Genomic DNA, 24,892 nt, shown 5'->3' on the forward strand with positions numbered 1-24,892 from the left:
TAAATGCTTAGTAAAGGTCTATTTAAAAAACCGAAAAACGAACTGGAAGCGCAGCACCGAAATAAGCGTAAAACAGATCCGGCGATTCCTTCGGAACTGTGCCGGAGCTGTCCATCCTGTAAGCAGTTGAGCTTCACCTCCGATTTAGAAAACAACTTCCATGTCTGCCCCAAGTGCGGCCATCATTTTCGGATCAATGCTCGCCAACGTCTGAATATGATTATTGATCAGGATACCTTTGTAGAGCAATATCATGATCTGTCCTCAAACAATCGTCTGGAATTTCCTGGGTACGATGAAAAACTTGAGCAGGCTACCCTATTTAGTCACGAAAGCGAAGGGGTTATTATCGGCACTGGAAAAATTGACAATCGCAAGGTAGCGCTATTCGTCATGGAAGCCACCTTTATGATGGGCAGTATGGGGCAGGTTGTCGGTGAGAAAATCACGCTGATCTTTGAATACGCCTTAAAGCACCAGCTCCCGGTTATCGGCTACACCGTTTCCGGTGGCGCCCGGATGCAGGAAGGGATGTTGGCACTGATGCAAATGGCCAAAACCAGCGGTGCCGTCAAACGTCACAGTGATGCTGGTCTGCTTTACCTGACCGTCCTTACCGACCCGACCACTGGCGGCGTCACTGCCAGCTTCGCCATGGAAGGCGATATTATTCTGGCTGAACCGGAAGCTTTAATTGCCTTTGCCGGTCCCCGGGTGATTGAGCAGACCATTCGTCAGCGTTTACCCAAAGGCTTTCAACGGGCAGAGTTTTTACTGGAGAAAGGCTTTGTCGATGCGATTGTCCCTCGCAGCACCCAAAAAGAAACCCTGACGCAATTATTAACCCTTCACGGGATTCCCAAAGGTGGTGATCAAAATGGAAGCATATAAACGAGTGGCCCTGGCTCGGAAAAAGACCCGTCCAACCGGACAGGATTTTATTGACAATCTTTTTACCGATTTTATTGAATTGCATGGCGACCGCTGTTTTGGTGATGATCCGGCAGTGATTACCGGTCTGGGCCAGCTAATGGACATGCCGGTAACAGTTATTGCCCAGGAACGGGGTCAAAACACCAAATCTCGTGTCAAACGCAACTTTGGTTCCGCTCACCCGGAAGGCTATCGAAAAGCCCTGCGACAGATGAAACTGGCCGAGAAATTCAATCGCCCGATTGTTTGTCTGATTGACACCTCAGGCGCCTTTTGTGGCATCGGTGCCGAAGAACGGGGACAGGGACTGGCCATTGCAACTAACCTGATGGAAATGATGAGCTTAACGGTTCCGATTCTGTCGGTTGTGATTGGCGAAGGCGGCAGTGGTGGTGCGTTGGCCCTGGGAGTAGCCGACGAGGTCTGGATGCTGGAAAATGCCATCTATTCAGTGATCTCACCGGAAGGGTGTGCCAGTATTCTCTGGAAAGATGCTTCCAAAACTAAAGATGCGGCTAATTGCCTGAAATTGACCGCTCATGATTTACTGGAGCTCCAAGTCATCGATAAAATTATTTCGGAGAACCATCGCGATTTCAAAAACGTCTATCGGGAACTGAAAATCGGGTTATATAAAAGTTTTAAAAAGAACCAGACCCTCGATAGTGACCAATTAACCATCAACCGCTATCAAAGGTTCCGCAAATACGGTGCCATTGAAAGTATCGCAAAATTATAAGTTCCTGATCATCCAATCCGTCTCAAAAAGCAGATAACTACCCGTAGTTCTGCTTTTTTTTTATTGTTCCAACACAAAATAAATGCTATTATAATCAATAAGTAAATTTTCACAGAATTCACAAAAGGAGATGATGCCATGACTGGAGATCGAATTAAATGCGAACTTGTTTATAGTAAATTGCTTACCGCTGTTGAAGACATCATGTTAGAGGAATTTGAATTGCCGGAGGGTTGTATTGACATCGGGATTTTTACCACCCAATATGATGGTGTTGGCTACTGTGCAGCCGATGAAGCCACTAAAAACTCCAATGTTGAGGTTGTCTACGTAAAAACCCTCTATGGAGCTGGTGCCGGTCTCAATGACGGTCAGGTATTCGGCGTCATTACTGGGCCAACCATCTCTGACGTTGAAAATGGACTACGATACATCCGCGACTACGCTGAGAATAAAGCCAGTGTTTACAGCGTCAATGAAGATGACAGCAACCTGATTTATGCTCAGTTGGTACCCAAGATCGGCAAGTATTTTTCGAAAACCTATGGTCTGCCGATGGGTTCCTCAATTGCTTTTCTGTTTGCTCCAGCTCTGGAAGGCGTTGTCGGCATCGATGAAGCCTTAACCGTTGCTGATGTTGACGTGGTTAAATTTTTCGGACCACCAACCAATTCAAACCTCAGTGGCGCCATTCTGACGGGTACCCAAGCTAATTGCCGAACTGCCTGTGAAGCCTTTAAAAACGCCATTATCAGTTGTGTCGAAGACCCTGTTGATTATTGAGTAGCGTTAATCATGAACGTAAAAAGAACCGTCGCTGACGGTTCTTTTTTTTATCGGTGTGAATTTTAGTAATAATACATTGACTGCATCATCGATGCAATGATGGCCATTACGATGCTAGAGAAGATAATCGAGAGGACAATGCCGATGCCCATAAAGATCAAGGTTGCCCAGGCAAAGTGCTTTTTAGTGGTAGCCGTTTTTGAATCAACACTCCAGATAATCAGCATCACAATATTGACAATTGGAATGTACAAAAGCAGCAGGGTCAGCATCCAGTCACCCAGAGTCATCGGGGCTTCGACATTATCAGGAGCTGCCTGAGATTTCGGTGGAGCTTGATATGATGATCCGCTCTGGGTCGATTCTGGGGGTGTCGTCGTGATGGTTTCTGAGATAATAACTGCTTCCTCGACAATACCATTTGCAATGATCTCATCGGCAACAATTTCTTGAGATAAGCTTTCTTCATCCGGGGTATCCCCAGGAATCTCTTTTCCGGAAACATCATGAGAAAGATTTTCATTGTCGAAAACACCTGCTGTGAAATCTTCAACCTCACCAGGATTTTCCTTCAAAACATTACCACAGTTACCACAAACTACATCTTCGGAACTGATTCCGGCGTAACATTTGGGACAATACTTTGCCATTGCGCTCACATCCTTTTTATTTTATTTTATCATAAAAGCAGGATGATTTCAAAATATAATTCAGGACACAACTTCAATTTTTTTGATAATCTGATCGTTGTAGGGTTTATCGGATCGATCCCGATCTACCGCCACAATCGCATCAGCTGTCTCGATGCCAGAGATCACCTTGCCGAAAGCGGCATACTGGCCATCTAAAAATGGCGCATCATCTACCATGATAAAAAACTGCGAACCAGCTGAATTTGGCATGCCGGAACGAGCCATTGAGATGACACCCTTGACATGTTTTAAGTCATTGACAACGCCATTACCGGAAAACTCACCTAAAATAGTGTGTCCTGGACCGCCCATGCCAGTCCCCTGGGGACATCCGCCCTGAATCATAAAACCGGGAATGACCCGATGAAAAATTAAGCCATTATAGAATCCGTCATTGACCAGGGTTAAAAAGTTTTCAACGGTGATAGGGGCAACTTCGGGATACAGTTCTACTTCCATGGTCTGGCCATTTTCCATTTCAATTTTTACAATTGGATTTACTGTTTCTGACATTATTTCCTCCAAATATTTCTGATAATTTTCATTTCAATGTAGTATACACCAAATGTAATAAAATGAAAAGAGGTGATCTTCTGTCTTAAGTATTTTGATTGCGAAGCTCTTTAGACCGCATATTTGTATTCACCCGTTTGTTGATCGAGATCATAAAAATCAGCAAAGCTTAAACTAAAGACATCTTTGTTTTTTCCAGAAATATCAATTTTATTTTTGATCAAATACTGCCAGAAACCAGTTCCACCAATATCGCCCTGCATGATTACGCCCAGAACGATGCCATTTTTTAGCACCACTTTCTGATAATTGTGGCGATCTTCTCGAATAAGGATCTCACAGTTTTCTTCCGGCTCGGGGTTGATGTTCCCAAGCGATAAGGTAGTCAACCCATAGAAATTAACGGTGTTTTTAAGGGCATAGCGATCTTCGTATAATAATTTTTCACCCAGCATGTTAATCGCTGCGACACGGCCCTGTTTCATGGCATTTGGCCAGATCCCCGCAATCCCGGTAACATCTCCAGCAGCATAAATATCTTTTAAATTCGTCTTAAGATCGTCGCCCACGAGAATCGCGTGGTTGGTTTTTATCCCGGATCCTTGCGTAAAGTTAAAGGCAGGGCGCACTCCAGCTGCAATCACAATAACATCGGCAGGAACAGCTTTACCACTGGCCAAATGGATTGTTGTGCCACGACCGACATCATTGACATCTACCGAAACAACCTTATCTTCCAGAATAAACTCGGCTCCAGCTTCTTCAAACAGCTGCTGATAGGCCCTAGCAGCCTGGTGATCCAACTGTAAACTCATTACATCCTTAGTCATTTCAATCACGGTGACGTTTAACCCCCGTTCCAATAGGGCCACAGCGGCATCCATCCCCACCAGACCGGCACCGATTACCACTGCATTCTTAGCAGTTTGACATTCCCGATCTAAAAGTTTTGCATCGTTTAGATCCCGGAATCCATAGACATTTTTCGACTCCCGCAGTCCCGGGATCGGCGGAATGAAGTAGGCTGCCCCGGTGGCAATTAATAATTTGTCATAGCTGATTGTCTGATTGTCATGGGTTGTTACGGTTTTTTTGTCAGGATCCAGGCTGATCACCGTGGTGTTATTAAGCCAGGTTATTCCTGCTGTCTCAAAGAAATCATCGGCAATAAAGCTGATTCCTTTGGCATCCCGTTGATGCCCCAGAAATTTATGCAGCATACAACGGGAATGAACACTATCTTCCTTGGAAATAATGACGACTTCTGTTTCCGGCTCTGAGACTTTAATGGTTTTGGCCGCACTGATGCCAGCCGCACTGGCTCCGATGATTACGATTTTCATAGGTTTACCTCTTTCACTACGATGGCCTGTTTGGGACAAGCTTTGACACAACTGGGTCCATCTGGCTTATCATCGCAGAAATCACATTTTATGACCTTAGTCCGGTTTTTTTTATCTGGCTTTAACACCCCAAAAGGGCAGTTCATCACACACATATAACAAGCAGCACATTTGTTTTCATCATATTGTACATGGCCGCTAACCGGATCTTTTTCCAGCGCCCCACTCATACAGGAGAGCACGCATTCCGGCTCGTCACAGTGGCGACAGAAAATTGGTAGATAACCCTTCCCCACATCGAATTTGATGAAATTCCGGGTTTCGGCATCAGGACTTTGCAGGTTGACGGTGTAAAAATTACTACCTTCTTCATGGGCACTGATACAGGCGATGTTGCAGTTTAGGCAGCCATCGCATTTTTCACGATCAATGATGATTCGTTTCATGATTACACCTCCTTAGATGTTTAATTCCTGACGTTTCTTTTCGATGATAGAATCCAAAGTTTGGGCGGCTGATTGGGCATTGTCATCAATGATCAACTGTCCCCCAGTGAGGTTTAGCATGTCCTGAGTAAATACCTGAACCGCCACAGAACTACCGGTTACAAACGGTGGTAAGCCCAAATGAAGTGGTAGACCAAGAGCTAAACCAAAGGCACCGTCTGCAAGGGCTTGTTCTTCCAACCATTGCGGCGCTGATAAAACCAACGGTAATTGCGGCAAATCGACGCCGATGGCTTCGGCCAGTTCAGTGGCAACCAATTCCAGTCGACCAATTGCCAGACAGGGACCAAAGTTTAAAACCGGTGGAATCCCCAGGCTTTCACAGACAGCCCGCAGTTTTGGTCCGGCCAGAGATGCCGCTTGAGGAGACATTAAGCCAACATTTTCCAACCCACCGGATGAACATCCCGCCGACAAAACCAGAATATCTTTGGCGATCAATTCTTTTACCAGATTGACTGTCAGCACATCATGACCACCAGCTGTTAAACTTGAACATCCAACTACCCCGGCAATCCCTTTAATTTCTCCTTTGACAATTAAGTCAATCAACGGTTTCCAGGTTCCCCCCAGAAATGATTTTAAGGAGCCTTCACTAACGCCAGTTAAGGTATCATCATTGCCGTGTTCAGCATCAAGATTCAAGGCAACCACTCCTCGTCTGGCCTGATACGCTTCGATTACAGAAGCAATAATTTCATTACTTTGGCTTTCCTTTTCTTCGAATACAAAAGGCTTCATTTCAGCGTTCGCTTTTTTGGAAACATCGTCTAAGCAGATTTGCTTAATTTTTAATTCATCACAGATCGGCTCAATTCCCGGTAGGGTACAGTTGAACTCGGATAATACCGCATCAATAGCCCCAGTAGCGAGAATCGCTTCACTGGTAAAATTGTTTCCGGCATGACCGTTGAATACGTCTTTATAATGTTCGCCACGCAATTGCAGGTCTTGACCGACACAGGTACAGCCAACCAGTTTGAACCCTTTGGCCCCAACTGCTTTGGCTTTTTCAATGACATCCTCCTGAATCAACCGCTCCTGTAAGTAGGCAAACATTGAATGTTGATGACCCGTGATCATGATATTGATATAGTCGGTGTCAATAACTCGTAAGCCCACCGGCGCCAAACGGATAGAGGGTTCTCCGAGCATCACATCATTTAGCAGATTCGTTAGTGTTAAACCATAGAGACCGGTAGAAATACCCAGTTTCAAGCAGTTCAGGTACATATCGACGGGATCTGAATTGAGATTAGTAGACGTTTTGACAACCCCAGCAAACACTTCCGACTTTGCCCCGCCTGGCAGGATTCCCAATTCTTTCCAACGATCAAAGCGGGGTTTATAAGCCATTTTCTCAACCAGTTCCATTTTGATGTAGTCAGGCTTATATAAATCAGCTAGAACCAGATCGGCAATTTTTTCAGCACAGACGTGTTCATCGGTTTCATTCACTTCAAATATTTCTGCCAGTTTGGCCAATGCAATCTTTCCCTTAATTGCCCCTTTGTTGGCAGCGGTCTTTTTAAGCAAAAGAGCTGTATTTTCAACGATATGTATATAACATCCCGACCCGGCTGAAACCGCACGCAGGAAATTTCGGGCCACGATGGTGTCAGCCGTAGCACCGCAAACCCCTTTGGGTCCGTCTGGTGTGATTCGACATGGACCATTGGAACAAAGCCGGCAACAAATTCCCTGTAGCCCAAAACCACATTTTATACTTTGCCCTTCCATCCGATGATGCGATGTATCCACGCTGAGATTGGAAATGAACGTTTCCAGTTTTTTATCCGCACTTGCACAGGTTTTACAACTAAAATTTGAATTCATATGATACCCTCCAGAAATTTATATTTGCTGTCGATATTAATTTTAACCGTTTCCTTAAAAGAATTGTTCCTATTAAAATCTTATATAGATTATATGTCTAGAATAAATATTTGTCAAGAATGGTTCATGATAAATATTTGTCATAACGCATCATCACAAAAAATTCAAAAGTCTGATACCAAGGCATCAGACTTTTGAATTTAATAATTTATTTTTGTAAAAGTTGTATGGTTCTTAAAAACGATCAGGCAAAAAGAGAGACTTCCATGCGATTGAGTGAAACATCTCCTGGCAGCTTATTTTTAAAATAATCGGAAAGCAGAATTTCCAGTTCCGGATCATAGTAATCGCAAATACCGTTGTTTTCTTTATTATAGATATGTACATGAAATTGGGTATTAGCGTCAAAACGCATCACTTCCTGATTGTCTTTTAATTTTAAGATCAGACCTTTTTCTGAGAAGGTTTCAAGAATATTATAAATCGTCCCCACTGACATCACATAACCTTGATTTTCAAGGGCTTCCATTAACATATCAGCACTGGGATGGGAGGTCATTTCTGACAATACCTTTAAAACGCTGATCCGTTGGGGCGTAGCTTTTAATCCGACACTACGGATCATATCTGTATACATTTGGATCTTTTTACTTTTCATGATTAAGAACAACTCCTAACTAATAATTTAATTTTAATTATAGTATGATTTACTGATCTTGTCAAACTGCTTTTAATTTTTCTATTAAAAAAGTGTCCGATTTCACACGATCATACAATTACATACCTTGTCATTGACAAGCTTAGTAATTATATCAGTGCGACACCGGACACTTCCTCATCTTCACAAATTGCTTTTGATCAATCTTCATTTAGTCATCTCTCGCCTTCACAACTGCATTGATTTTGGAAGATTTGGACGATTTTTATTTGCCCAAAATCCATCAGCTGTGATTTCATCTCCAATCATTTCTTCTGCAAAAAGTTCATCATTTGTGGTCAGGATTCTAGTTTCTACCGCTGGCATCATTTCCCGCCCCTGATCCAATAATCCTCTTGATAAACTTTCGACCTCAAAAGCTTTTTCCGTCTCATCACTGAACCATTTATCGCCAATAATTTCATCAGCAATCAATTCATCTGTCAATGCCACATCATCTGTTTGAAGCTGTTTTGTTTCTCTGGCAGGTGTCATTTCCCTGCCACCATCGAGAAATTCCCGTGAAAAACTTCCGCTTTCCATCATTTCCTCTTCAAGGAATTCATCAGCGATCTTCTTATCAACAACGATGCCCGTTGTTATCACCATGCCGCAAAAACTGCATTTTGTATCGTCAATACTCAAAATGTAAGTACATCTGGGACAATACTTCGGCATTTTACTCACTTCCTTCCATCTGTATTTTATCATAGGTTCAGTATTTTTACAAATGAAAGAAATCATAATCGCTTCGAAACTATTTATATAAAGCTTTGATTAAGCAATGTAAACAGGCTGTTACAGAAATATTTATCCTGAAACAGCCTGCTTGGTATTTTATATAAAATGGTTACTAATACAATTCTTGTTTATACAAATAAGGTGGTTCCGGCATTCTCATTACTGGCGATATAGGTTCCGACGCCTGCAAACTCAATCCCATCAATCAGTTCTTCTTCCTTAATACCCATCAGATCCATACTCATCGTGCAGGCAATAAAACGAACTCCAGCATTCTGAGCTTTTTTAATCATTGTATCAAGGTCATCAACGTGTTTCTTTTTCATGATTCCCTTGATCATCGCCGGACCGGCGCCCAACATATTCATCATTGACAGTGGCAGTCGGGCAGCTCCCTTTGGCATCATCGCTCCAAACATTTTTTCGATAAAGGTTTTATTTTGACCTTTGCCATCTCGTCTTCGCAATGCATTGAGTCCCCAGAATGTGAAAAAGAGGGTGACATTTTTCCCTTGGGCTGCGGCACCCTGAGCGATGATCATTGAGGCCAAAACCTTGTCCAGTTCCCCACTAAAAACTACCAGGGTGGCATTCTTCTGCGTTGATACAGCGGGCATCAGGCTACAGGTTTCGCCAGCATTACCTTTTCGAATCACGCTGATAAAGCTTTTTCCCTGGGTTTCCTGTGATACCAGCGTATGACCGTTGGTTTCGCACCAGCTTTTAATATCGCTGACAAAACCAAAATCAGTGGCGATGATTTGCACCAGCTCCCCGGCGTCAACACTTTGGATCGCCTCATACGTAGCCATTAACGGTCCTGGACATTGCAATCCGGTGACATCCACCTTTTTCGCAATCACTTGGCTTCCGTCACCGCCCTGATCGACATCACCATCATCGTTTTCGTCTTTTTTGGGTATACATTCGCCAACCGTGAAATCTGGCTGAGCCAGTTGATAGTGGGCGGCTTTGTAGGTACTGTAGCCACCCGATAAGTTATAGACATTGGTGAAGCCATGGCCTTTTAAGATACGTATTCCCAGATACGCCCGCTGGCCGACCTGGCAACTGACATAAATGGGGGTGTCTTTGGCAATGGGTATTTCATCGATGCGATCTCTTAAGGTATCGAGTTCAATATTGACTGCGCCCTTGATGGCACCGGCGCTAAATTCAATTGGCGTCCGAACATCCAGCAGAAAGCCACCGTTTTTAATAATCTCATCAATCTCAAACCACTCTACAGTTTTATAAACTCCGGTTTCAATGTTGCTTGCGATATAACCCAGGATGTTAACTGGATCTTTGGCTGATGAAAAAGGTGGTGCATAACATAATTCGAAGTCCTGAAGATCTAAAACCGTCGCACCGGTTTTCATAGCGGTGGCAATAACATCAATCCGTTTTTCAGTGCCGTCCTGACCAACCGCCTGGGCTCCAAAAATTTGAAGACTCTTTGGATCATAAAGCAGTTTTAAGGCAATATTGGTGGAATTGGGATAGTAACCGGCATGATTAGCCCGATGCGCAATGACCACCTGATAATCGATTTTCTTCATATCCAGCTGGGCGGCATTATTGCCGGTGGAAGCAATTGTTTTGCCAAAAACTTTAGCGACAGCAGTGCCCTGAATTCCCTCGTTTTTCGTTTTAATACCATTAATATAATCGGCTACGACCCGGCCCTGACGGTTTGCCGGCCAGGCCAAGGGAATGGCGGTTTGGTTTTTAGTTACAAAATCCTGGACTTCAATAGCATCACCAATGGCAAAAATATCGGGATTAACGACTTCGGAATCGGCATTGATGACTTCATAGTTTTCAGTTGTGATGATATGACCCCGAGGCCCGCATTTGAAAGCAGCATTTTTTGCTAATCCGTTTTCCGGAACAACACCGATGGCTAAAATAACCAGATCAGCCTGCAAAACCATGCCGCTCTCGAGAACCACTTCGGTTCCCTGCTTTTGAAAATGATCCACACCATCTTCCAAAATCAGATTAACGCAGTTGGCATTAATTTCCTGATGAACCAGTTGAGCCATTTCAAAATCTAAAGGTTTTAACACCTGATTCATTTTTTCGACCAACGTTACGTTAATTCCCAGCTCCTGCAGGTTTTCAGCCATTTCAACGCCGATAAATCCACCGCCAATGACGACCGCCCGTCCGACCTTGCCGCCATCGACAATGGCTTTGATTTTATCGGTATCAGGAATGTTTCGGAGGGTTAAGACATTTTGGGCTTCTGACAAACCGGGAATCGGAGGTGCAATTGGTTTGGCACCCGGAGATAAGATAAGCTTATCGAAACTTTCAGTATATACTTCATCGGTCTGGTGGTTTTTAACTGCCACGGTTTTGGCGATTGGATCAATACTGATAACTTCGCTGAAATTTCGGATATCCAGATTAAAACGTTTTGACATGCCATCAACAGTTTGCACCAGTAATTTTTGACGATCCTTAATCACATTGCCGATATAATAGGGCAACCCACAATTAGCAAAAGAGATGTACTCATCCCGTTCAAACAAAATAATCTCGTCGTTTTCATTTAAACGACGTAGTCGTGCAGCAGCCGTCGCACCACCGGCAACGCCTCCAATAATTAATATCTTTTTCATGATAAATCCTCTCCATACAATGCCTTAATAATATTTTGAGCTGGTTTACTGATGACTTCGTAATAAATCTCATTTCCTGTTCGGTAGCCCTTGACAATGCCGGCATTTTTCAGCTTTGATAAATGTTGGGAAACCCCTGATTGGGAAACTTCAAGGCACTCTTCCATATAGGAAACATTGCATCTGCCATTGGCGATCAATCCCTTTGTAATACATAACCGGACTGGGTGTCCCAGTGCTTTTAGAATTTCTGCCGTAACCTCATGATCTTTCAAATCCATTTCCATGAAAAACTCTCCTTGCATCAACATAATAAATCAGCCTATTATTATTATATTAGACTTTTCTAATATGTCAACTCTTTTTTATTTTGTTTTACTTACAGCGCTTTTATTCGTAATTCTGTCATCGAAAATTCTATAGACTCGTAATTATTCTCAAAGACGAAAAATGAACAGTTGTGCCTGCTTTAAGTTAACAGTCAAGGAATGTTACTCCTTAAACTGGTTTTTAATTGCTAATTACATACACATTACCACATTCTAATACTTTAATCAAGGGGATTGTTTTGTCGTTTTTTTTAAGATATCATGAATTTTCTGATTCACTGTACAAAAAATGCTCAGTTCAATTCACTGAGCATTTTTAATATTCTTTTAAACCAAATAAATTGGGCTAAACCCATAAAAAGGTCGACGTGTAATGGATCAATGTAAATTATTTAATTGCGTCCTAATAATTTATATAATATATGGTACAAGGTAATTGTTTCCTCTTGGGTGATGGGTAAGCATTCTTTAACTTTACCTGGAATCTGACTGGCAGGTTTTTTGAGGGCTTTGCCTTTTTCGGTGAGTTTAATGATCACGTTTCGTTCATCATTGGGATCACGGTTTCGCTCAATTAATTCGATTAATTCAAGACGTTTCAATAACGGTGTCAAAGTCCCCGAATCCAGATAGAGATATTCTCCCATTGTTTTTACGTTGATGGTTTGATGTTCCCACAGCACCATCATGGCTAGATATTGGGTGTAGGTTAGTCCGATTTCATCCAGATAGGGTTTATAGCGCTTAATCACCTCTTTTGCACTAGCATAAAGCGGAAAGCACAATTGGTTTTCCAGTTTCAGTTGATCGTTGTTCAAGTCAATCACTCCTTTGAAATAATATACCAAACATTATACATCACAATTCTGTTGCAGGCAATTTTTCACTGGGGACTATTCGGCTAATAGTTTCTTGATATCATTCTCAATTTTTTCGGCCACATCGGTTGGAGCAAATCGTTTTACAACCTGGCCGTGTTTATTAATAAGGATTACCACTCTTTCGAGCCGTTAAATGAAAACTGCTCAAACAGTCTTTATTCCGCTACCGATATAATGAATATTACGGAGACTGTTTTTTATTTCTTCAGGTGAGCAGACATGGACACTATGGGGTAGATAGTTTAAAAAATCTCTGAATATAATCACTATTCCAATTTCCTTGACAATCAGTTTTTGGATGTTCTGGTTCATCTCATTGAGCAGGATAAATTCAACGGTCTCTTCATTGATAGAATAACGAATGCACAGGTTTTTTGCGGTACCAACCAAGCCGTCCCGTAGTACCGAAATATTAGATTGTTGAGTGATACCCGTCTCCAGCGGTGCGATTGTGGTAGAAACCTTCTCTTCTGGATTAGCGTTTTTATCCAGGATCATTTCAAGCTGATCATAAGCAATGAACTTTTCTGAGATGGTACTATTTTTTACTTTTTCGAATACCGGAAGAGTGCAATTAATCCATTGTACTGATTCTTTTTCAACAAAAGGCATACATTTTCGCAGAATCATCTGGGATTTTTTCTGGTAATAGTCTAGAATTTCAGGATCTTCATAGATAATCGCACTTTCAAAATCCCGGTCAATGGTGATTACCTGCTTTGACGTGATAAAATAATTGGGAACAATAATACTGATATCATCATATATTTTGGTTCCTGAATAGAAGTAGTACGGTTCATAATCAACATTTGGGAGACTTTTCAGCAATAGAACGGTTTTGAGGATATCAAGATTATTTCCCAGTTTCTTCTTATTGACTAGAGGGATAATGTTCTGAATTTTTCCGCAGCGATGATTATGACAACTGATCCGCATAATCAACTCATAAAGAAAATAGTGTTTGAAATTGATTGACATGATGACATGGGCATCTTCATTCCGCCCCATTTCTTCCATAAAACAACTTCGGATAATTCCTTCAATTTTTACCTGTCCTTTGATAATCCGGGCTTTTTCTGAAGCTAACTGGGTTTTTACCAGATATTCTTCTGTTTCAATCAACATTTTCTTCTGGTTTGCTTGAGCACTGATTTCGTTATAAAGAACAAAGATATCATGACAGTTTTTAAGAACTTCGCAATCGTCATACTCATTCTCATAAAGAGCGTATAATATCTTTTTTTTATCTTTGCTCAGGTTTAAAGCCACCATAATTTTCTGAAGATCCTCCAGATTTAAACGGCGCTTTCCAGATAAAAAATGCTGAAGGGTGGAACGATCGACCCCCACTTCTTTAGCAAGTGAAAAAATCGTCATATTTTTTTCTTTTATCATTTCTTTTAATACATTACCGATTTTCTGGCTCATTCTTTCCTCCGTCTTCCGCCTTCATCTGTGAATCTTGATGAAAAGGGGTAACTTTTAACAAATTGTATTTTATGATAAATAACGTTTGCATATTGATGCTTTTATTTTAACATCATGATGCAAAATAATCAATAACAAAGAGCTACTATTCATTAATGATTGGCATCACTTGCTTCTCGTCAGCTATATTTTGAGCGCAAAAAAAGCGCACGTCAGCCAGATGCCGCGCACGCATGATAAAAATTGGTTTGAAATGATTTGAGGGTACCTCTTTCTGTAAGTGTGTCTGAAGTTTACTAGATATAATCAAGTTCTTTCTGTCGTTCCAATTGTCGTTGTGCGGCTTTGATGACCGACTCCGTATTATCCGATTCATCGTACTTGGTATAAAACCCAAAAGAAACCGACAGTTTAATGGATTGAACCTTAACTTCATCAAGACTCTTTCGGAAGCGCTCCAAAGCCCGTTCAACCTTGGCGCCTTCAGTTCTGGGCATTAGTACAACAAATTCATCGCCTTCATAGCGGGCCACCACATCATCACCCCGAACACCATACTTAAGAACTTGAACTGCTTTTCGCATGAGAATGTCGCCAACGGCGTGACCATACTCATTGTTGATCTTGGACATGCCATTGATGTTCATAAAAATGATCGATAGTGGGTAGTATTGCTCTTCGTCCATACGTTGAAGTTCTTTTTCATAGAATTTGCGGTTGTATACTCCGGTTAATTGATCATAAAAGGATAAGGACTCCATGTTCTGATCAAGACTGTTTTTATCTTTAAGCATCTCCTTGATGAAACTCCGGTGTTCGGTGACATCCTGCATAAAACAGAGGATTCCGATAATTTCACTATTACTATTTTTGATTGGCGCCCAATGATTTTTGCCAACAATGACATTACCACTTTCACTTTCGTACTCTTCAAGGGAAGAAAACTGCTCACCGGCCAGCACCCGATCAAAAAAGCCTCGTAGATTTTGCCGTTCTTCATTATTGTTAATAATATCCAAAATACAGGTTCCAATCGTAATATTGGCCCCCCATTGATCTTTTGCCATCTCTTTATAGCGATTATTAAAGCTTAAATACCGATAGTCCCGATCCAGACCAAAAACAAGAAACTCATGAGTGGTTTCAAGCATGGTTTTTAACAGACTATTTGCCAACTCCAACTTCTCAGTCAAAGCTAGTACGGCTTCTTCAAATGACTGTTCTTCAAGTTTTTTTCGGTTATCTTCATTGATGGTCTCAATATTTACAACACTCATATTTTTACTCACTAAGCCTCAACCTCCAAAATTATTTAAATCTTAGATTTAATTAAAATATTCCTGTATTATTCAGAAATATTTATATATTGTAACATTTCTAGCGTTAAGATTCTACTTTTTTTGCCTATAATTTTTGCATCATTATTATTTATAACGCAACCGGACTGAAGATATCCTGTAATTTTTATCATCGCCAAAACTTTAGACTAAAGGTTAACTCCGTCTGGAAATCCTACTGAAAAGCCGGGTTGTTTAAGGAGCTTATTATTGGAGAAGTCGACTTTTTTCAGTGCGTTACAGCCATAGAAAGCGTATTCCCCGAGGGTTTCCAATTCATCAGGCAGATGAATTGCGGTCAGATTGTCACAGCCATAAAAACAGCTAATACCGATATGCTTTAGCTGATTTGGCAGGATCATTTCACTGATCATGACGCAATCTTTAAAGACATGGCTACCTAATGTTTCCAGTTGACTATTATCCATAAATGCAACTGATTGGAGTTGTTGACAGCCAAGAAATACCGCTTCTTCAATTTCAATTACAGCATCAGGGATAACCAGTTGTATTAGCGAGCGACACCCTTCAAATGCAGAAGTGCCAATTCTTTCCAGAACTCTGGCACTGTCCAGATTAATGCTTTTCAACGACTCACAGCCATAGAAGGCAAAATCTTCAATAATTTTCAGGGTGCTCGGAATGATTACACGTTCCAACTTCGTACATTGATAAAACATACTGCGTTTGATAATCTCAACACCTTCAGGAATAACCACAGATTGTAGCTCAGAATCATGGCGGTATCCATGACTTGCAGCTGTTTGAAATTCAGCAAAATCTTTAAAAACAAGTTCTTTTGTATCATCCACCTGATCAAGACCGGCTTCATTGCCAAAGCTAAGCCCTGGATTTTTGAAAAAAGGCTTTGGCTCAGTTTTTGAGAAAAATCCCATTTTCGTTTCACTCGTTGCATTTAATGAGGGGGCGTCGTTAAAAGATTCTGGATTGGGTTGATAATTTGTGACGCTTGATGAATGCTCATCCGTTGTTGTATCAGGTGCACTTTCCGTAACAAATGCTTTGACACTGTGTTCTGGTTCAGTTATTTCCTGTTTAATGCTGGCAAATTCATTCGCTACGGGCTGCTCGGGGCTATTAAATTGTTTTAGCACCGCTTCTTTTTCTTGAAGTGCCAGGCTAGCCACAAACATCTCGTTTTTGAGATTATCCAATTCTGTCCGTAGCGGCAGTCGTTCCGTTGCTATGGATTTTTCAACAGCTTGGTTTGCGTCAAGTTCATTTTTGGAAACTAACAATTCGTCCTGGAGAATTTCCAGTTCTTTCTGGGCTTGGCGGATTTTCTCTGTCAGTGTTTGAAATTCGGTTTCGGCATCAAATAGGTGCGCTTTCACTGTATGGAGTTTGTTGCGGGATAAATCGAGATCCTGATGACTGCTCTCCAACTCCACTGTGATCTTAGTTAGGGCTGCTTTTTTAAATGTTATTTCATCGTTAATCGCTATCAGTTCCTGATCAACTGGTTCTACACCATCACCACGTCCCTTACTGGCAATGGTTTCAGCCATAGGATTCTGTTCAAAGATGACCAAATAAAAATCTTCTTTCTGGCCAGCGGAGGTTTCTTTTAAGAGAGGCAACACCCGGATGATCAGCGCCTCGTTAGCCTTTATCCGCCGTACTTCAATGATTGGAGAATTAACCGCCGAACGACGGGTGATGGCCTGATAGAGCGTTGTATTCAAATCACGACGTAGTTTTTTGCGAGCCATTTTTAAAATGTTATTGACCCCGGCATAGCCCTGTGCCGGCTCTAAAAACAACCCGGTATGACCATGAACATAGCGAATCGTACCTCGTTGATCCACAAGCACTGCCACCGGGGCATAGGTTTTTAAGAGTGTTTCCCGAGTCAGTTCCTCAACCGTTTGCTCAACTGAGCGAATTCTGCGGGTAAGCGTGAAAAAGAAAGGCCATTCAAGGGCCCCTGCTTGAGATAAAACACGATCTTTAACCCGATATTTTTTTGCAACGTTCATTTCAACTGTTATTTTATTTGGTTGTTCCATAACCGATCCTCCTCTACGTGGTAGCATTAATTCCGGGTGGTGATAGCAAGGTTAACACGGCTTGCGATACACCGCTGGCATAATGAATTTAAAATTAGTCTGTTTCAGATTAAGGGACTCGGCATGACCAATGAAGAGATAGCCGCCGGGCTCCATATAATTGTACATCTTTTCGACTAGACGATCTTTGGTTGCCTGGTCAAAATAAATCATCACATTTCGACAGAAGATAACATCAAACTTTTTCTTAAAGACGAAAGTGGGCGTCATCAGATTGAAACGACGGTAAATCACTTCGTTTTTAATCTCATCCACTACCATCAAGTGATCACTGTCAAAGCTCTGAAAATATTTCAATTTCCAGTTGGGTGGAAGTACCTGCACCCGATCTTTTTCATAGATGCCTTTTTTTGCGATATCCAGAACCTTGTTAGAGATATCCGTTGCCAATAGTTTTTTGTCCCAGAGATGGGCCTCGGCTCCGAAAAATTCGGCCATAATCATCGCCAATGTATACGGCTCTTCGCCGGTGGAACTGGCGGCGCACCACAATCGGATATCATGGTTATTTTCGGCTTCTTTTTTTTTCTTGAGATAAGGTAATACGGTATTCTTGAAGAACTCAAAATGCTCCGGTTCCCGCATAAAAAATGTATGGTTGGTGGAAACCTTATCAATAAGCACCGAACTGGCTTCTCCGGTTTTATCAGAGATTAAATAATGATAATAGTCGGTAAAACTATCAAAACCTAACTCCACCAGTAGCTTATGAAGCCGCCCCATCAGTAGAAGTTGTTTTTCCTTTTTTAACTCAATACCATATTCACTATGAATATATTCTGTTAACATGGCAAATTCTTTTTCGGTGATTTGAATCATTTTTCCACATCCTCAATCCTGTTATATGTTCAGCCATCGTTTGACTGTGCCTGACAATGGTGAATACTTAGACTAGTTTAACTCAGACCAGGACTCTTGTAAATACTGAATTTTACCGTCATTGCTGATGATTTTTCTGAATTAATCATACTCATCTGCAAATTATTTTCTTGTCAATCGTTTTGAAAAAGGCTATACTAGAATAAATCTAATTTAGAATGGAGAATGAATATGGCTATCGAATGGACCCCAGCTCTGTCAGTGGGCGTTGACAACATTGACTCACAACATAAAATCTGGTTTGAAAAGGCAGATCAGCTTTTTGAAGCCGGTAAGACCGGAAAATCCAAAGAAGTTATTGCGCAAATGTTTGATTTTCTTGACGATTATACCAAGCAGCATTTTAAAGATGAAGAAGCCTATATGGCCAAAATAAACTATCCCGAAATTGAAGAACAAAAAAAATTACACAAGGCGTTTATTGAAGAGCTGGCCAAACTAAAAAAAGATTATCAAGAATCCGGCGGAAATATCACCCTTATTATCAGTGCAAATCAGATGATTGTAAACTGGCTAACCAAACATATTTCGAATGTTGATAAAAAAATAGGCACCTACGCCAAAACGCTATAAACCATCAAACCGCAGTCGTCAGTGATTGCGGTTTTTTTTGATCATGTTTTTCAAACAGCGCCCAAACGGGAAATCCCATTTAAATAAATCCGATTTTACCTAATACTGCTGTCAATTTTTTCATGTCGAGAGGTTTTGATGCATAGGCATTGCAGTTATAATCAAAGGCGGACTGAACAACCGGGGTTTCTCCCAGGACGGTGGTCATGATAATTTTGCAGGTTTCATTTTCTGTGATGCCATTCTGTCGTTCCAGATCCCGGATGGTCTTTAAAACCTGGATGCCATCAATTTTTGGCATCATCACATCCAGACAGATCAGATCATAGGGCTGGCCATCCTGACTGGCCAGGAGATAGGCATCAATGGCTTCCAGCCCATCTACCACCATATCGCAGTCGCCATAGCGGCTTAAAAATTTGGCAAGGAATTTGCGACTGACCATATCGTCTTCCACAATTAAAATTCGTTTCATTTCAATTCTCCCCGGCAGCTCCGGCATTCATTTCAAACCAGATTGCTGCAATTTGTTCAAGGTATTCACTGACTGTTCCGATCCGGCTTTTACGGATTTCTAGTTCCATTTTAAAAACCAGATTTTTTAATTCGTCCGCATTCATTCGTTCAAATATTCCTTTAAGTTGATGGGCAATCACTTCCATTAACTCCAGATTTTTCTGATCCAACAGCTGATGTAATTGATCAATTCGTTGTGTAACCGCCTCCCGCTCCTGTACAGTTGACTTGGGTGGTTCCATTAAAGCATCTTCTTGCATTAGCCGCATTTGCACATCAAAGCTACTGGTCACTAGTGGCACAGATTGATCCTTTGATTGTTGCTTCGTATCCAGATATTTTTTTAGCAGGCTCTGCATTTGAATGCGATCTACCGGTTTTGACAGATAGCCATCCATCCCGCTGGCTTTAAATGACGCTTCATCTCCCTTTAGAGCAAAAGCAGTCAGGGCAATAATGGGTGTCTTTCGATTAAGTTGGTTTTCCGGTCGATATAAATTCTCATCAGAAGGATTATTTTGTTGCCCACCTCGGATGATTCGGGTTGCTTCGAGCCCATCCATCTTTGGCATCTGAATGTCCATTAAAATGAGATCATACTTTTTTTTGGACACTGCGTCAATTCCCGCTACGCCATTGCCCGCCACATCGACAACGGCACCCATACTTTTAAGCATCTTTGTTACGACAATCTGATTGACCCGGTCATCTTCCACCAGTAGGATCTGCTGTCCAGAAAAACTGGTATCTTCCTGGGGATTCCGGGCTGATTGACCTGGTTTTTTAGTTACAATCATCGGCAGAAAAACAGAAAAAGTGCTCCCGACCCCCAATTGACTACTGAAAGTCACACCCCCCCCATCATTTCCAAGAGTTGTTTGGTGATCACCAGACCCAAACCGGTTCCCCCGTATTCCCGGGTATAGGAACCGTCAATTTGGGTAAAGCTCTTGAAAAGCATGGAATAGTCTTTTACGTCAATGCCGATCCCGGTGTCAGCGATGGCAATTTTTTGAATAATTTCATCGCTCTTTTCGGGAACTGTCTCCTGACTGACTGTGATTTTTACCGAGCCGATATTGGTAAATTTGATGGCATTACTGAGCAAATTATTGATAATCTGTTTAAGGCGAATGCTGTCACCGATGACAAAATTTGAAATGATGCTGTGATAGTCAACCGATAACTCAAGGCCCTTTTCCAGGGCATGTTTTTTATGGGATTTAACCGTCGATTCGATCAGATCCATGAGATTAAAACTCATAGGATTAATCATCAGCTTTCCGGCTTCCATTTTGGCAAAATCAAGAATGTCGTTGATAATCCCAATCAGTGAGCTGACACAGACCTTGGCAGTCTGCAGATTATCCTGCTGCTCTTCGGTCAGCGGTTCCAGAGCGGTCAGATCAATCATCCCAACAATTCCATTGAGTGGTGTTCGTATTTCGTGGCTCATGTTGGCCAGAAACTCGCTTTTGGCCCGATTGGCTTCTTCGGATCGGGCAATGGCCTGTTTAAGTTTGATTTCGGTTTTTTTCTTGCTGTCCATGTCGGATGATAGCACCGCAATATAGCCAGCTTCAGGGCTATATATGGAAGCTTCCACCCATTTTTTTAGCCGGATCATATAGTATTCTTCCAGTTGGATGTTTTCCCCTCGACTGAGAACCGCCTGAAAGCGATTGAACAAACCCTGACTTTCTTCGGTTTCCAGAAACCCCATTTCCGATAATTTATGGCCGATAACCTCGTTCCGCTTGATGCCAAAGAGTCTTTCTGTGGCCAGATTCATTTCCACCAGTTCGGCATCAACCAGATTTCGACCTTCATCATATAGCGCTTTAAAATAGGAAATACTACTATCCATATATTTAAACAACGAGTAGTATTTCTTCTGACTTTTAATAAACAACTCTTCGGCAGAGCGTTCGTCATGAATATCCAGAAACATCCCAATCATGCCAGCATAGTCCTGATTTTTGCCATAAAAAGGCCGACCCATTCCCCGGAAGGTGCGATAGGTATTGTTGGGGGACAATAATTCCAGCTCCATATTGAAGTTGGATTGTTCTTCCAGCGAATCTTTGAGAATCTCGATAAAGCGAGTCTGATCCGCTTTTTTCATATGACTCTGAATATCTTCCATAAAAGATTCCCGGGCAATGTTCATAAAGGCTTTAAAGGTCTGATTGATGAAATCGCAGCGATGATCGTGGTCGATCCTAAAAATCATTACGGGCAAGCTGTCTAATATAGAAAGGCTGGACTCCCGGGCTTCCTTTAAACCTTTTTCATAGTATACCTGCTCAGTGATATCATCTAGTGTAATAATATACTCAGCGTGATTGGAGGTGACAATTGGCAGCACATTAAGGTTAATATAACGTATTTCCTCGCTGGCCTGGTGGAAGAAATTAACTTTAATGGACTTATCGCGCACCATGGTTTTGTCAGTAATGGCCTGGTTGATAGTCCGTCGAAACTGACAGTTGCTACAATTTAATGAGTAGCCACAGCCACCGCTGACACTAAATACGCAGCCTAAAGCATCGCCAAAGGCTTTCCCGGTGACCTGGCGTTCCTCCAGCATAAAGGTTTTGAGAAAGGCCTGGTTCACCCGGGTGATTGATTGTTCTTCATCAATTACCAGCATACTGGTTGGTAACAGATCAAACATCATTTTAAGATTGTTACGCTCTTTTTTGATGGTTTTTTCAGCATCAATAATCCGGGAAATATCCCTAAAGACCACAACCTTCCCCAGATAGTCTCCCACTTCTGACAGCAGTGGTGACAAATGCGCCGACAAATAACTTTTATGGCCGTCTGGTCGGATATAATAGCTGCGTCGGGGCAATCCCACAGCTGTCATGACTTGATTATTTCCACCAGATTCCCAAAATTGAATCGGTTCCTGTTGACCATCCCGATACAGACACAATACGTCATTTAGTGATTTGCCCAGAACGTCTGACAGTCGCCGCCCCAGTATTCTTAGCGCTTCAGCATTGGCAAAGTCCAGCCGATTATCCAAATCACAGGTCAAGATCGCATCACCGGCACTATTTAGGGTTGACACCAACCATGCTTTATCCTTGTTTTTGAGATGCAGTCTCATTTCATCCATCTGATTACTCCGTCACATTTTTTCTGAAGTCATAGCCAAATCCAGTGGCTGACTGTCAGTATTTACCATACTCATCGTCACTAAGGATGATGGTTTGAGGAACCGGTGTATGGTTACTCTGACCCGATCTCTTTTTAACCGACTGGCGGTTTTGTTTTTTCATGGTTTCGAACATCCGCATCATTTCCGGACTGATATTTTCATAGCTGGCCGCACCCATGAAGCCGCCCCGTTTTAGTTTAAATCGATCCACCTGTTGTTTTAGAAGTTCTGCCTGACTGGCCAATTCTTCGCTGGCGGCAGCCGTTTCCTGAGAAGTCGCCGAGGTACCCTGAACAACATTGGCAATCTGGGTAATGCCCTGATTGATTTGTTCCACACCAATCGCCTGTTCATTGGAGGCCACTGAAATATTATTAATCAACCCGTAGACCTGTTCTATGGAATCCACAATCGAGACCAGGGCTGCAGCCGTTTCATTGGCTATTTTAGTACCACCTTCCACCTTTTTGATGGAACCTTCAATCAGTGCTGTGGTTTCCTTGGCAGCGCTGGCGGATCGGGCCGCCAGATTTCTAACTTCTACAGCGACGACTGCAAAACCTTTACCATTTTGTCCGGCTTTCGCCGCTTCAACTGCCGCATTCAGAGCCAGAATATTGGTCTGGAAGGCGATTTCATCAATTACTTTGATAATCTTGGAAATATTATTGGATGATTCGCTGATGTCTTCCATGGAGCCCAGCATTTGTTGCATCCGGCTGTTTCCCTGGTTGGCATTTTCTTTGGTATTTTCAGCCAGCTGATTAGCCTGCTCGGCGTTTTCGGCGTTGAGCCGAGTCTGATCGGCGATCTGTTCAATCGATGCCGTCAGTTCTTCAATCGAAGAAGCTTGCTCCGTGGCACCCTGAGACAGCGAAATGCTGGAGTCAGAAACCTGCCGGGAGCCTGAGGCGACCTGCTCCGTGGCTTCGTTAATATTAAACATGACCTCATTGATATTGGTGGCCATCCGATTAAAGGCGTTGGCAAGATCGCCCATTTCATCTTTGGTATTGATATTAATGGCGACATCCAGATCGCCATCGGCCATCCGTTTGGAAGCATCCACCATTTGATGCACTGGCTTTTTAATGGTAGCGGCAATAAAGATTCCCAGCAAGATCGAAAGTACCATCCCGATGACAATTAAAACAATAGTCATAACAGTTGAGGAACTGGCAATGACGGTATTCGCCTCGGCCGTTTCGCCAGCTACTTGAAGTTTGATTTCTATTATACGGGCAAAGTCGCTATCCATCTGGGTAACAGCATTGGCGTAATCGCCATTTTTCATCAGTGCAATCGCTTCGGTCTGTTTTCCTTGTTTAACCAGGGCAATAATCTCAGTTACAGCTTTGTCCATCTGTTCTTTTTGAGAGAAGAGGCTCTCCATCAGTTTAACGCCTTCATCAGACACAAGCGTTGTCTGAAAGCTCTTTAAGTTGGTGTCAAACACTGTATTCTGTTCCTGAATACCGGCTTCCAGCCGGGCGATCTCATCACTGTTTCCAGATAGAATAATGTCCTTAACATTATTACTGATTGTACTTATTGCTTCAGTGATATACAAAAGTTCACCTAATGGCGCAGTCATTCTTTCGTAAAGATAAGTATCCTGGCGATCCACTGTTCGGATGTTGATGACACCCATTACCCCAATTCCGCCAGCTATCAATGCAACTACAATAAAACCGAGAATCAACTTTGTACCAATTTTTAGATTATAAAACCATCTCATCGTTGTACCTCTCATCCTTCTGATTGATTAGAATTTCCACTTCCTGACTAGATAATAACTTGTCACAGTCCAGCAGTTGTTTGACCTCATTTCCCACCTTGCCGATGCTCTTAATAAACTGATTGGAAATGCCCGAACTGAGCAATGGTTGTTCAATAATGTCTGACGCTTCAAATGAAATCACTTCTGAAACACTGTCCACGATCAAACCAACGGTATTTTTTCCGACATCAATCACAATCACACAGGATCGTTCATCATAGGCGACAAATTCTTTCTGAAACCGCAGGCGCATATCCATCAATGGAATGATCCGACCCCGAAGGTTAAAAATCCCCCGAACATAGGCCGGTAGTTCCGGTACTTCAGTAAACGGTAGGATGCCAATAATCTCGGTCACATAACCAATCCATATCCCGTAGTACTCATTCGCCAGCTCAAAGGTTAAATACATCCCCTGTTGATCATCGTCCAGATCAAATTCTTCGGTTACTTCTTTTATCATCGTATCACTCCTATCAACACATATATTCGGT

General features: G+C 42.1%; 23 protein-coding genes. 4 read left to right on the forward strand and 19 right to left on the reverse strand.

All coding sequences use genetic code 11. The features are described 5' to 3' along the window. The first annotated feature begins 3 nt into the window (after positions 1 to 3). The 3 genes from accD to eutL all read left to right on the forward strand — a co-directional run bounded on the left by accD (position 4) and on the right by eutL (position 2,455). The gene (accD, locus tag Q7P33_RS03880; RefSeq protein WP_303867513.1) at positions 4 to 891 is read left to right on the forward strand and encodes an acetyl-CoA carboxylase, carboxyltransferase subunit beta; all 888 of its coding nucleotides are present in this window, start codon (positions 4 to 6) and stop codon (positions 889 to 891) included. Further along, positions 878 to 1,672, forward strand: coding sequence for an acetyl-CoA carboxylase carboxyltransferase subunit alpha (locus tag Q7P33_RS03885; RefSeq protein ID WP_303867515.1), 795 nt, complete (start codon positions 878 to 880; stop codon positions 1,670 to 1,672). Before accD ends, Q7P33_RS03885 begins: the two co-directional genes overlap by 14 nt. A 138-nt stretch (positions 1,673 to 1,810) precedes the next feature. Further along, complete coding sequence (gene eutL, locus Q7P33_RS03890) at positions 1,811 to 2,455, forward strand: ethanolamine utilization microcompartment protein EutL (protein WP_303867517.1); 645 nt, start codon at positions 1,811 to 1,813, stop codon at positions 2,453 to 2,455. Between the two features lie 65 nt (positions 2,456 to 2,520). Here eutL and Q7P33_RS03895 read toward each other — a convergent pair whose 3' ends face one another. The 14 genes from Q7P33_RS03895 to Q7P33_RS03960 form a co-directional block, all read right to left on the reverse strand. After that, entirely contained in the window at positions 2,521 to 3,108 is a 588-nt protein-coding gene (locus tag Q7P33_RS03895) for a zinc ribbon domain-containing protein (protein ID WP_303867518.1), read from the reverse strand. A 60-nt stretch (positions 3,109 to 3,168) separates the two neighbouring features. Next, positions 3,169 to 3,663: a peptidylprolyl isomerase gene (locus Q7P33_RS03900; RefSeq protein ID WP_303867520.1), complete on the reverse strand. Its 495-nt coding sequence runs from the start codon at positions 3,661 to 3,663 to the stop codon at positions 3,169 to 3,171. A 110-nt stretch (positions 3,664 to 3,773) separates the two neighbouring features. Further along, a complete protein-coding gene (locus Q7P33_RS03905; RefSeq protein ID WP_303867522.1) occupies positions 3,774 to 5,006 on the reverse strand; it encodes an NAD(P)/FAD-dependent oxidoreductase in 1,233 nt (410 codons plus the stop codon). Further along, on the reverse strand, positions 5,003 to 5,452 hold the full coding sequence (locus Q7P33_RS03910; RefSeq protein ID WP_303867523.1) for a 4Fe-4S dicluster domain-containing protein: 450 nt from the start codon (positions 5,450 to 5,452) through the stop codon (positions 5,003 to 5,005). Before Q7P33_RS03910 ends, Q7P33_RS03905 begins: the two co-directional genes overlap by 4 nt. Before the next feature lie 12 nt (positions 5,453 to 5,464). After that, the gene (gene cooS / locus Q7P33_RS03915; RefSeq protein WP_303867525.1) at positions 5,465 to 7,348 is read right to left on the reverse strand and encodes an anaerobic carbon-monoxide dehydrogenase catalytic subunit; all 1,884 of its coding nucleotides are present in this window, start codon (positions 7,346 to 7,348) and stop codon (positions 5,465 to 5,467) included. A gap of 244 nt (positions 7,349 to 7,592) precedes the next feature. Next, positions 7,593 to 8,006 carry a Fur family transcriptional regulator gene (locus Q7P33_RS03920; protein ID WP_303867526.1) on the reverse strand — a complete coding sequence of 138 codons (414 nt, stop codon included), beginning with the start codon at positions 8,004 to 8,006 and terminating at the stop codon, positions 7,593 to 7,595. 228 nt (positions 8,007 to 8,234) lie between these two features. Next, the gene (locus tag Q7P33_RS03925; RefSeq protein WP_303867527.1) at positions 8,235 to 8,789 is read right to left on the reverse strand and encodes a zinc ribbon domain-containing protein; all 555 of its coding nucleotides are present in this window, start codon (positions 8,787 to 8,789) and stop codon (positions 8,235 to 8,237) included. A 125-nt stretch (positions 8,790 to 8,914) separates the two neighbouring features. After that, positions 8,915 to 11,416 carry a DsrE/DsrF/DrsH-like family protein gene (locus tag Q7P33_RS03930; protein WP_303867528.1) on the reverse strand — a complete coding sequence of 834 codons (2,502 nt, stop codon included), beginning with the start codon at positions 11,414 to 11,416 and terminating at the stop codon, positions 8,915 to 8,917. Beyond that, positions 11,413 to 11,703, reverse strand: coding sequence for a helix-turn-helix transcriptional regulator (locus tag Q7P33_RS03935; protein ID WP_070372257.1), 291 nt, complete (start codon positions 11,701 to 11,703; stop codon positions 11,413 to 11,415). Before Q7P33_RS03935 ends, Q7P33_RS03930 begins: the two co-directional genes overlap by 4 nt. A gap of 434 nt (positions 11,704 to 12,137) precedes the next feature. Continuing rightward, a complete protein-coding gene (locus Q7P33_RS03940) occupies positions 12,138 to 12,563 on the reverse strand; it encodes a MarR family winged helix-turn-helix transcriptional regulator (protein WP_303867531.1) in 426 nt (141 codons plus the stop codon). 207 nt (positions 12,564 to 12,770) lie between these two features. Further along, complete coding sequence (locus tag Q7P33_RS03945; RefSeq protein WP_303867532.1) at positions 12,771 to 14,054, reverse strand: helix-turn-helix transcriptional regulator; 1,284 nt, start codon at positions 14,052 to 14,054, stop codon at positions 12,771 to 12,773. A 296-nt stretch (positions 14,055 to 14,350) separates the two neighbouring features. Beyond that, positions 14,351 to 15,343, reverse strand: a complete 993-nt coding sequence (locus tag Q7P33_RS03950) for a sensor domain-containing diguanylate cyclase (protein WP_303867533.1) — start codon at positions 15,341 to 15,343, stop codon at positions 14,351 to 14,353. Between the two features lie 197 nt (positions 15,344 to 15,540). After that, on the reverse strand, positions 15,541 to 17,421 hold the full coding sequence (locus Q7P33_RS03955) for a leucine-rich repeat protein (RefSeq protein ID WP_303867535.1): 1,881 nt from the start codon (positions 17,419 to 17,421) through the stop codon (positions 15,541 to 15,543). 51 nt (positions 17,422 to 17,472) lie between these two features. After that, positions 17,473 to 18,300: a protein-glutamate O-methyltransferase CheR gene (locus Q7P33_RS03960; protein ID WP_303867537.1), complete on the reverse strand. Its 828-nt coding sequence runs from the start codon at positions 18,298 to 18,300 to the stop codon at positions 17,473 to 17,475. A gap of 231 nt (positions 18,301 to 18,531) precedes the next feature. On the opposite strand from Q7P33_RS03960, the gene Q7P33_RS03965 reads away from it, so the two are divergent. Continuing rightward, on the forward strand, positions 18,532 to 18,933 hold the full coding sequence (locus Q7P33_RS03965; RefSeq protein WP_303867538.1) for a bacteriohemerythrin: 402 nt from the start codon (positions 18,532 to 18,534) through the stop codon (positions 18,931 to 18,933). Positions 18,934 to 19,012: 79 nt separating this feature from the next. Here the strand turns inward: Q7P33_RS03965 and Q7P33_RS03970 are convergent, their stop codons facing one another. From Q7P33_RS03970 to Q7P33_RS03990, 5 genes are read right to left on the reverse strand one after another with little or no spacing between them, the layout of a single operon-like run. Beyond that, the gene (locus Q7P33_RS03970; RefSeq protein ID WP_303867539.1) at positions 19,013 to 19,408 is read right to left on the reverse strand and encodes a response regulator; all 396 of its coding nucleotides are present in this window, start codon (positions 19,406 to 19,408) and stop codon (positions 19,013 to 19,015) included. A gap of 1 nt (position 19,409) precedes the next feature. Beyond that, the gene (locus tag Q7P33_RS03975) at positions 19,410 to 20,300 is read right to left on the reverse strand and encodes a response regulator (RefSeq protein WP_303867540.1); all 891 of its coding nucleotides are present in this window, start codon (positions 20,298 to 20,300) and stop codon (positions 19,410 to 19,412) included. After that, a complete protein-coding gene (locus tag Q7P33_RS03980; RefSeq protein WP_303867542.1) occupies positions 20,297 to 22,576 on the reverse strand; it encodes a PAS domain-containing protein in 2,280 nt (759 codons plus the stop codon). The genes Q7P33_RS03975 and Q7P33_RS03980 overlap by 4 nt, the downstream gene beginning before the upstream one ends. 55 nt (positions 22,577 to 22,631) lie before the next feature. Next, positions 22,632 to 24,356, reverse strand: a complete 1,725-nt coding sequence (locus Q7P33_RS03985) for a methyl-accepting chemotaxis protein (protein WP_303867543.1) — start codon at positions 24,354 to 24,356, stop codon at positions 22,632 to 22,634. Further along, positions 24,340 to 24,861 carry a chemotaxis protein CheW gene (locus tag Q7P33_RS03990; RefSeq protein WP_303867544.1) on the reverse strand — a complete coding sequence of 174 codons (522 nt, stop codon included), beginning with the start codon at positions 24,859 to 24,861 and terminating at the stop codon, positions 24,340 to 24,342. The genes Q7P33_RS03985 and Q7P33_RS03990 overlap by 17 nt, the downstream gene beginning before the upstream one ends. Between the last annotated feature and the right edge of the window lie 31 nt (positions 24,862 to 24,892).

This window comes from Acetobacterium wieringae (genome assembly GCF_026646375.1).
In the GTDB taxonomy this organism is placed as follows: Bacteria; Bacillota; Clostridia; order Eubacteriales; family Eubacteriaceae; genus Acetobacterium; species Acetobacterium wieringae_A.

What these genes read in the sequence shown, in the direction of transcription:
- Q7P33_RS03925 (WP_303867527.1), bottom strand. Translation starts at nt 8,789, where the DNA reads ATGATTTCTTTCATTTGTAAAAATACTGAACCTATGATAAAATACAGA.
- Q7P33_RS03980 (WP_303867542.1), bottom strand. Translation starts at nt 22,576, where the DNA reads ATGGATGAAATGAGACTGCATCTCAAAAACAAGGATAAAGCATGGTTG.
- Q7P33_RS03990 (WP_303867544.1), bottom strand. Translation starts at nt 24,861, where the DNA reads ATGATAAAAGAAGTAACCGAAGAATTTGATCTGGACGATGATCAACAG.
- Q7P33_RS03905 (WP_303867522.1), bottom strand. Translation starts at nt 5,006, where the DNA reads ATGAAAATCGTAATCATCGGAGCCAGTGCGGCTGGCATCAGTGCGGCC.
- Q7P33_RS03930 (WP_303867528.1), bottom strand. Translation starts at nt 11,416, where the DNA reads ATGAAAAAGATATTAATTATTGGAGGCGTTGCCGGTGGTGCGACGGCT.
- Q7P33_RS03945 (WP_303867532.1), bottom strand. Translation starts at nt 14,054, where the DNA reads ATGAGCCAGAAAATCGGTAATGTATTAAAAGAAATGATAAAAGAAAAA.
- Q7P33_RS03935 (WP_070372257.1), bottom strand. Translation starts at nt 11,703, where the DNA reads ATGGAAATGGATTTGAAAGATCATGAGGTTACGGCAGAAATTCTAAAA.
- Q7P33_RS03955 (WP_303867535.1), bottom strand. Translation starts at nt 17,421, where the DNA reads ATGGAACAACCAAATAAAATAACAGTTGAAATGAACGTTGCAAAAAAA.
- Q7P33_RS03960 (WP_303867537.1), bottom strand. Translation starts at nt 18,300, where the DNA reads ATGATTCAAATCACCGAAAAAGAATTTGCCATGTTAACAGAATATATT.
- Q7P33_RS03900 (WP_303867520.1), bottom strand. Translation starts at nt 3,663, where the DNA reads ATGTCAGAAACAGTAAATCCAATTGTAAAAATTGAAATGGAAAATGGC.
- Q7P33_RS03970 (WP_303867539.1), bottom strand. Translation starts at nt 19,408, where the DNA reads ATGAAACGAATTTTAATTGTGGAAGACGATATGGTCAGTCGCAAATTC.
- cooS (WP_303867525.1), bottom strand. Translation starts at nt 7,348, where the DNA reads ATGAATTCAAATTTTAGTTGTAAAACCTGTGCAAGTGCGGATAAAAAA.
- Q7P33_RS03895 (WP_303867518.1), bottom strand. Translation starts at nt 3,108, where the DNA reads ATGGCAAAGTATTGTCCCAAATGTTACGCCGGAATCAGTTCCGAAGAT.
- Q7P33_RS03965 (WP_303867538.1), top strand. Translation starts at nt 18,532, where the DNA reads ATGGCTATCGAATGGACCCCAGCTCTGTCAGTGGGCGTTGACAACATT.
- Q7P33_RS03985 (WP_303867543.1), bottom strand. Translation starts at nt 24,356, where the DNA reads ATGAGATGGTTTTATAATCTAAAAATTGGTACAAAGTTGATTCTCGGT.
- Q7P33_RS03920 (WP_303867526.1), bottom strand. Translation starts at nt 8,006, where the DNA reads ATGAAAAGTAAAAAGATCCAAATGTATACAGATATGATCCGTAGTGTC.
- eutL (WP_303867517.1), top strand. Translation starts at nt 1,811, where the DNA reads ATGACTGGAGATCGAATTAAATGCGAACTTGTTTATAGTAAATTGCTT.
- Q7P33_RS03885 (WP_303867515.1), top strand. Translation starts at nt 878, where the DNA reads ATGGAAGCATATAAACGAGTGGCCCTGGCTCGGAAAAAGACCCGTCCA.
- Q7P33_RS03910 (WP_303867523.1), bottom strand. Translation starts at nt 5,452, where the DNA reads ATGAAACGAATCATCATTGATCGTGAAAAATGCGATGGCTGCCTAAAC.
- accD (WP_303867513.1), top strand. Translation starts at nt 4, where the DNA reads ATGCTTAGTAAAGGTCTATTTAAAAAACCGAAAAACGAACTGGAAGCG.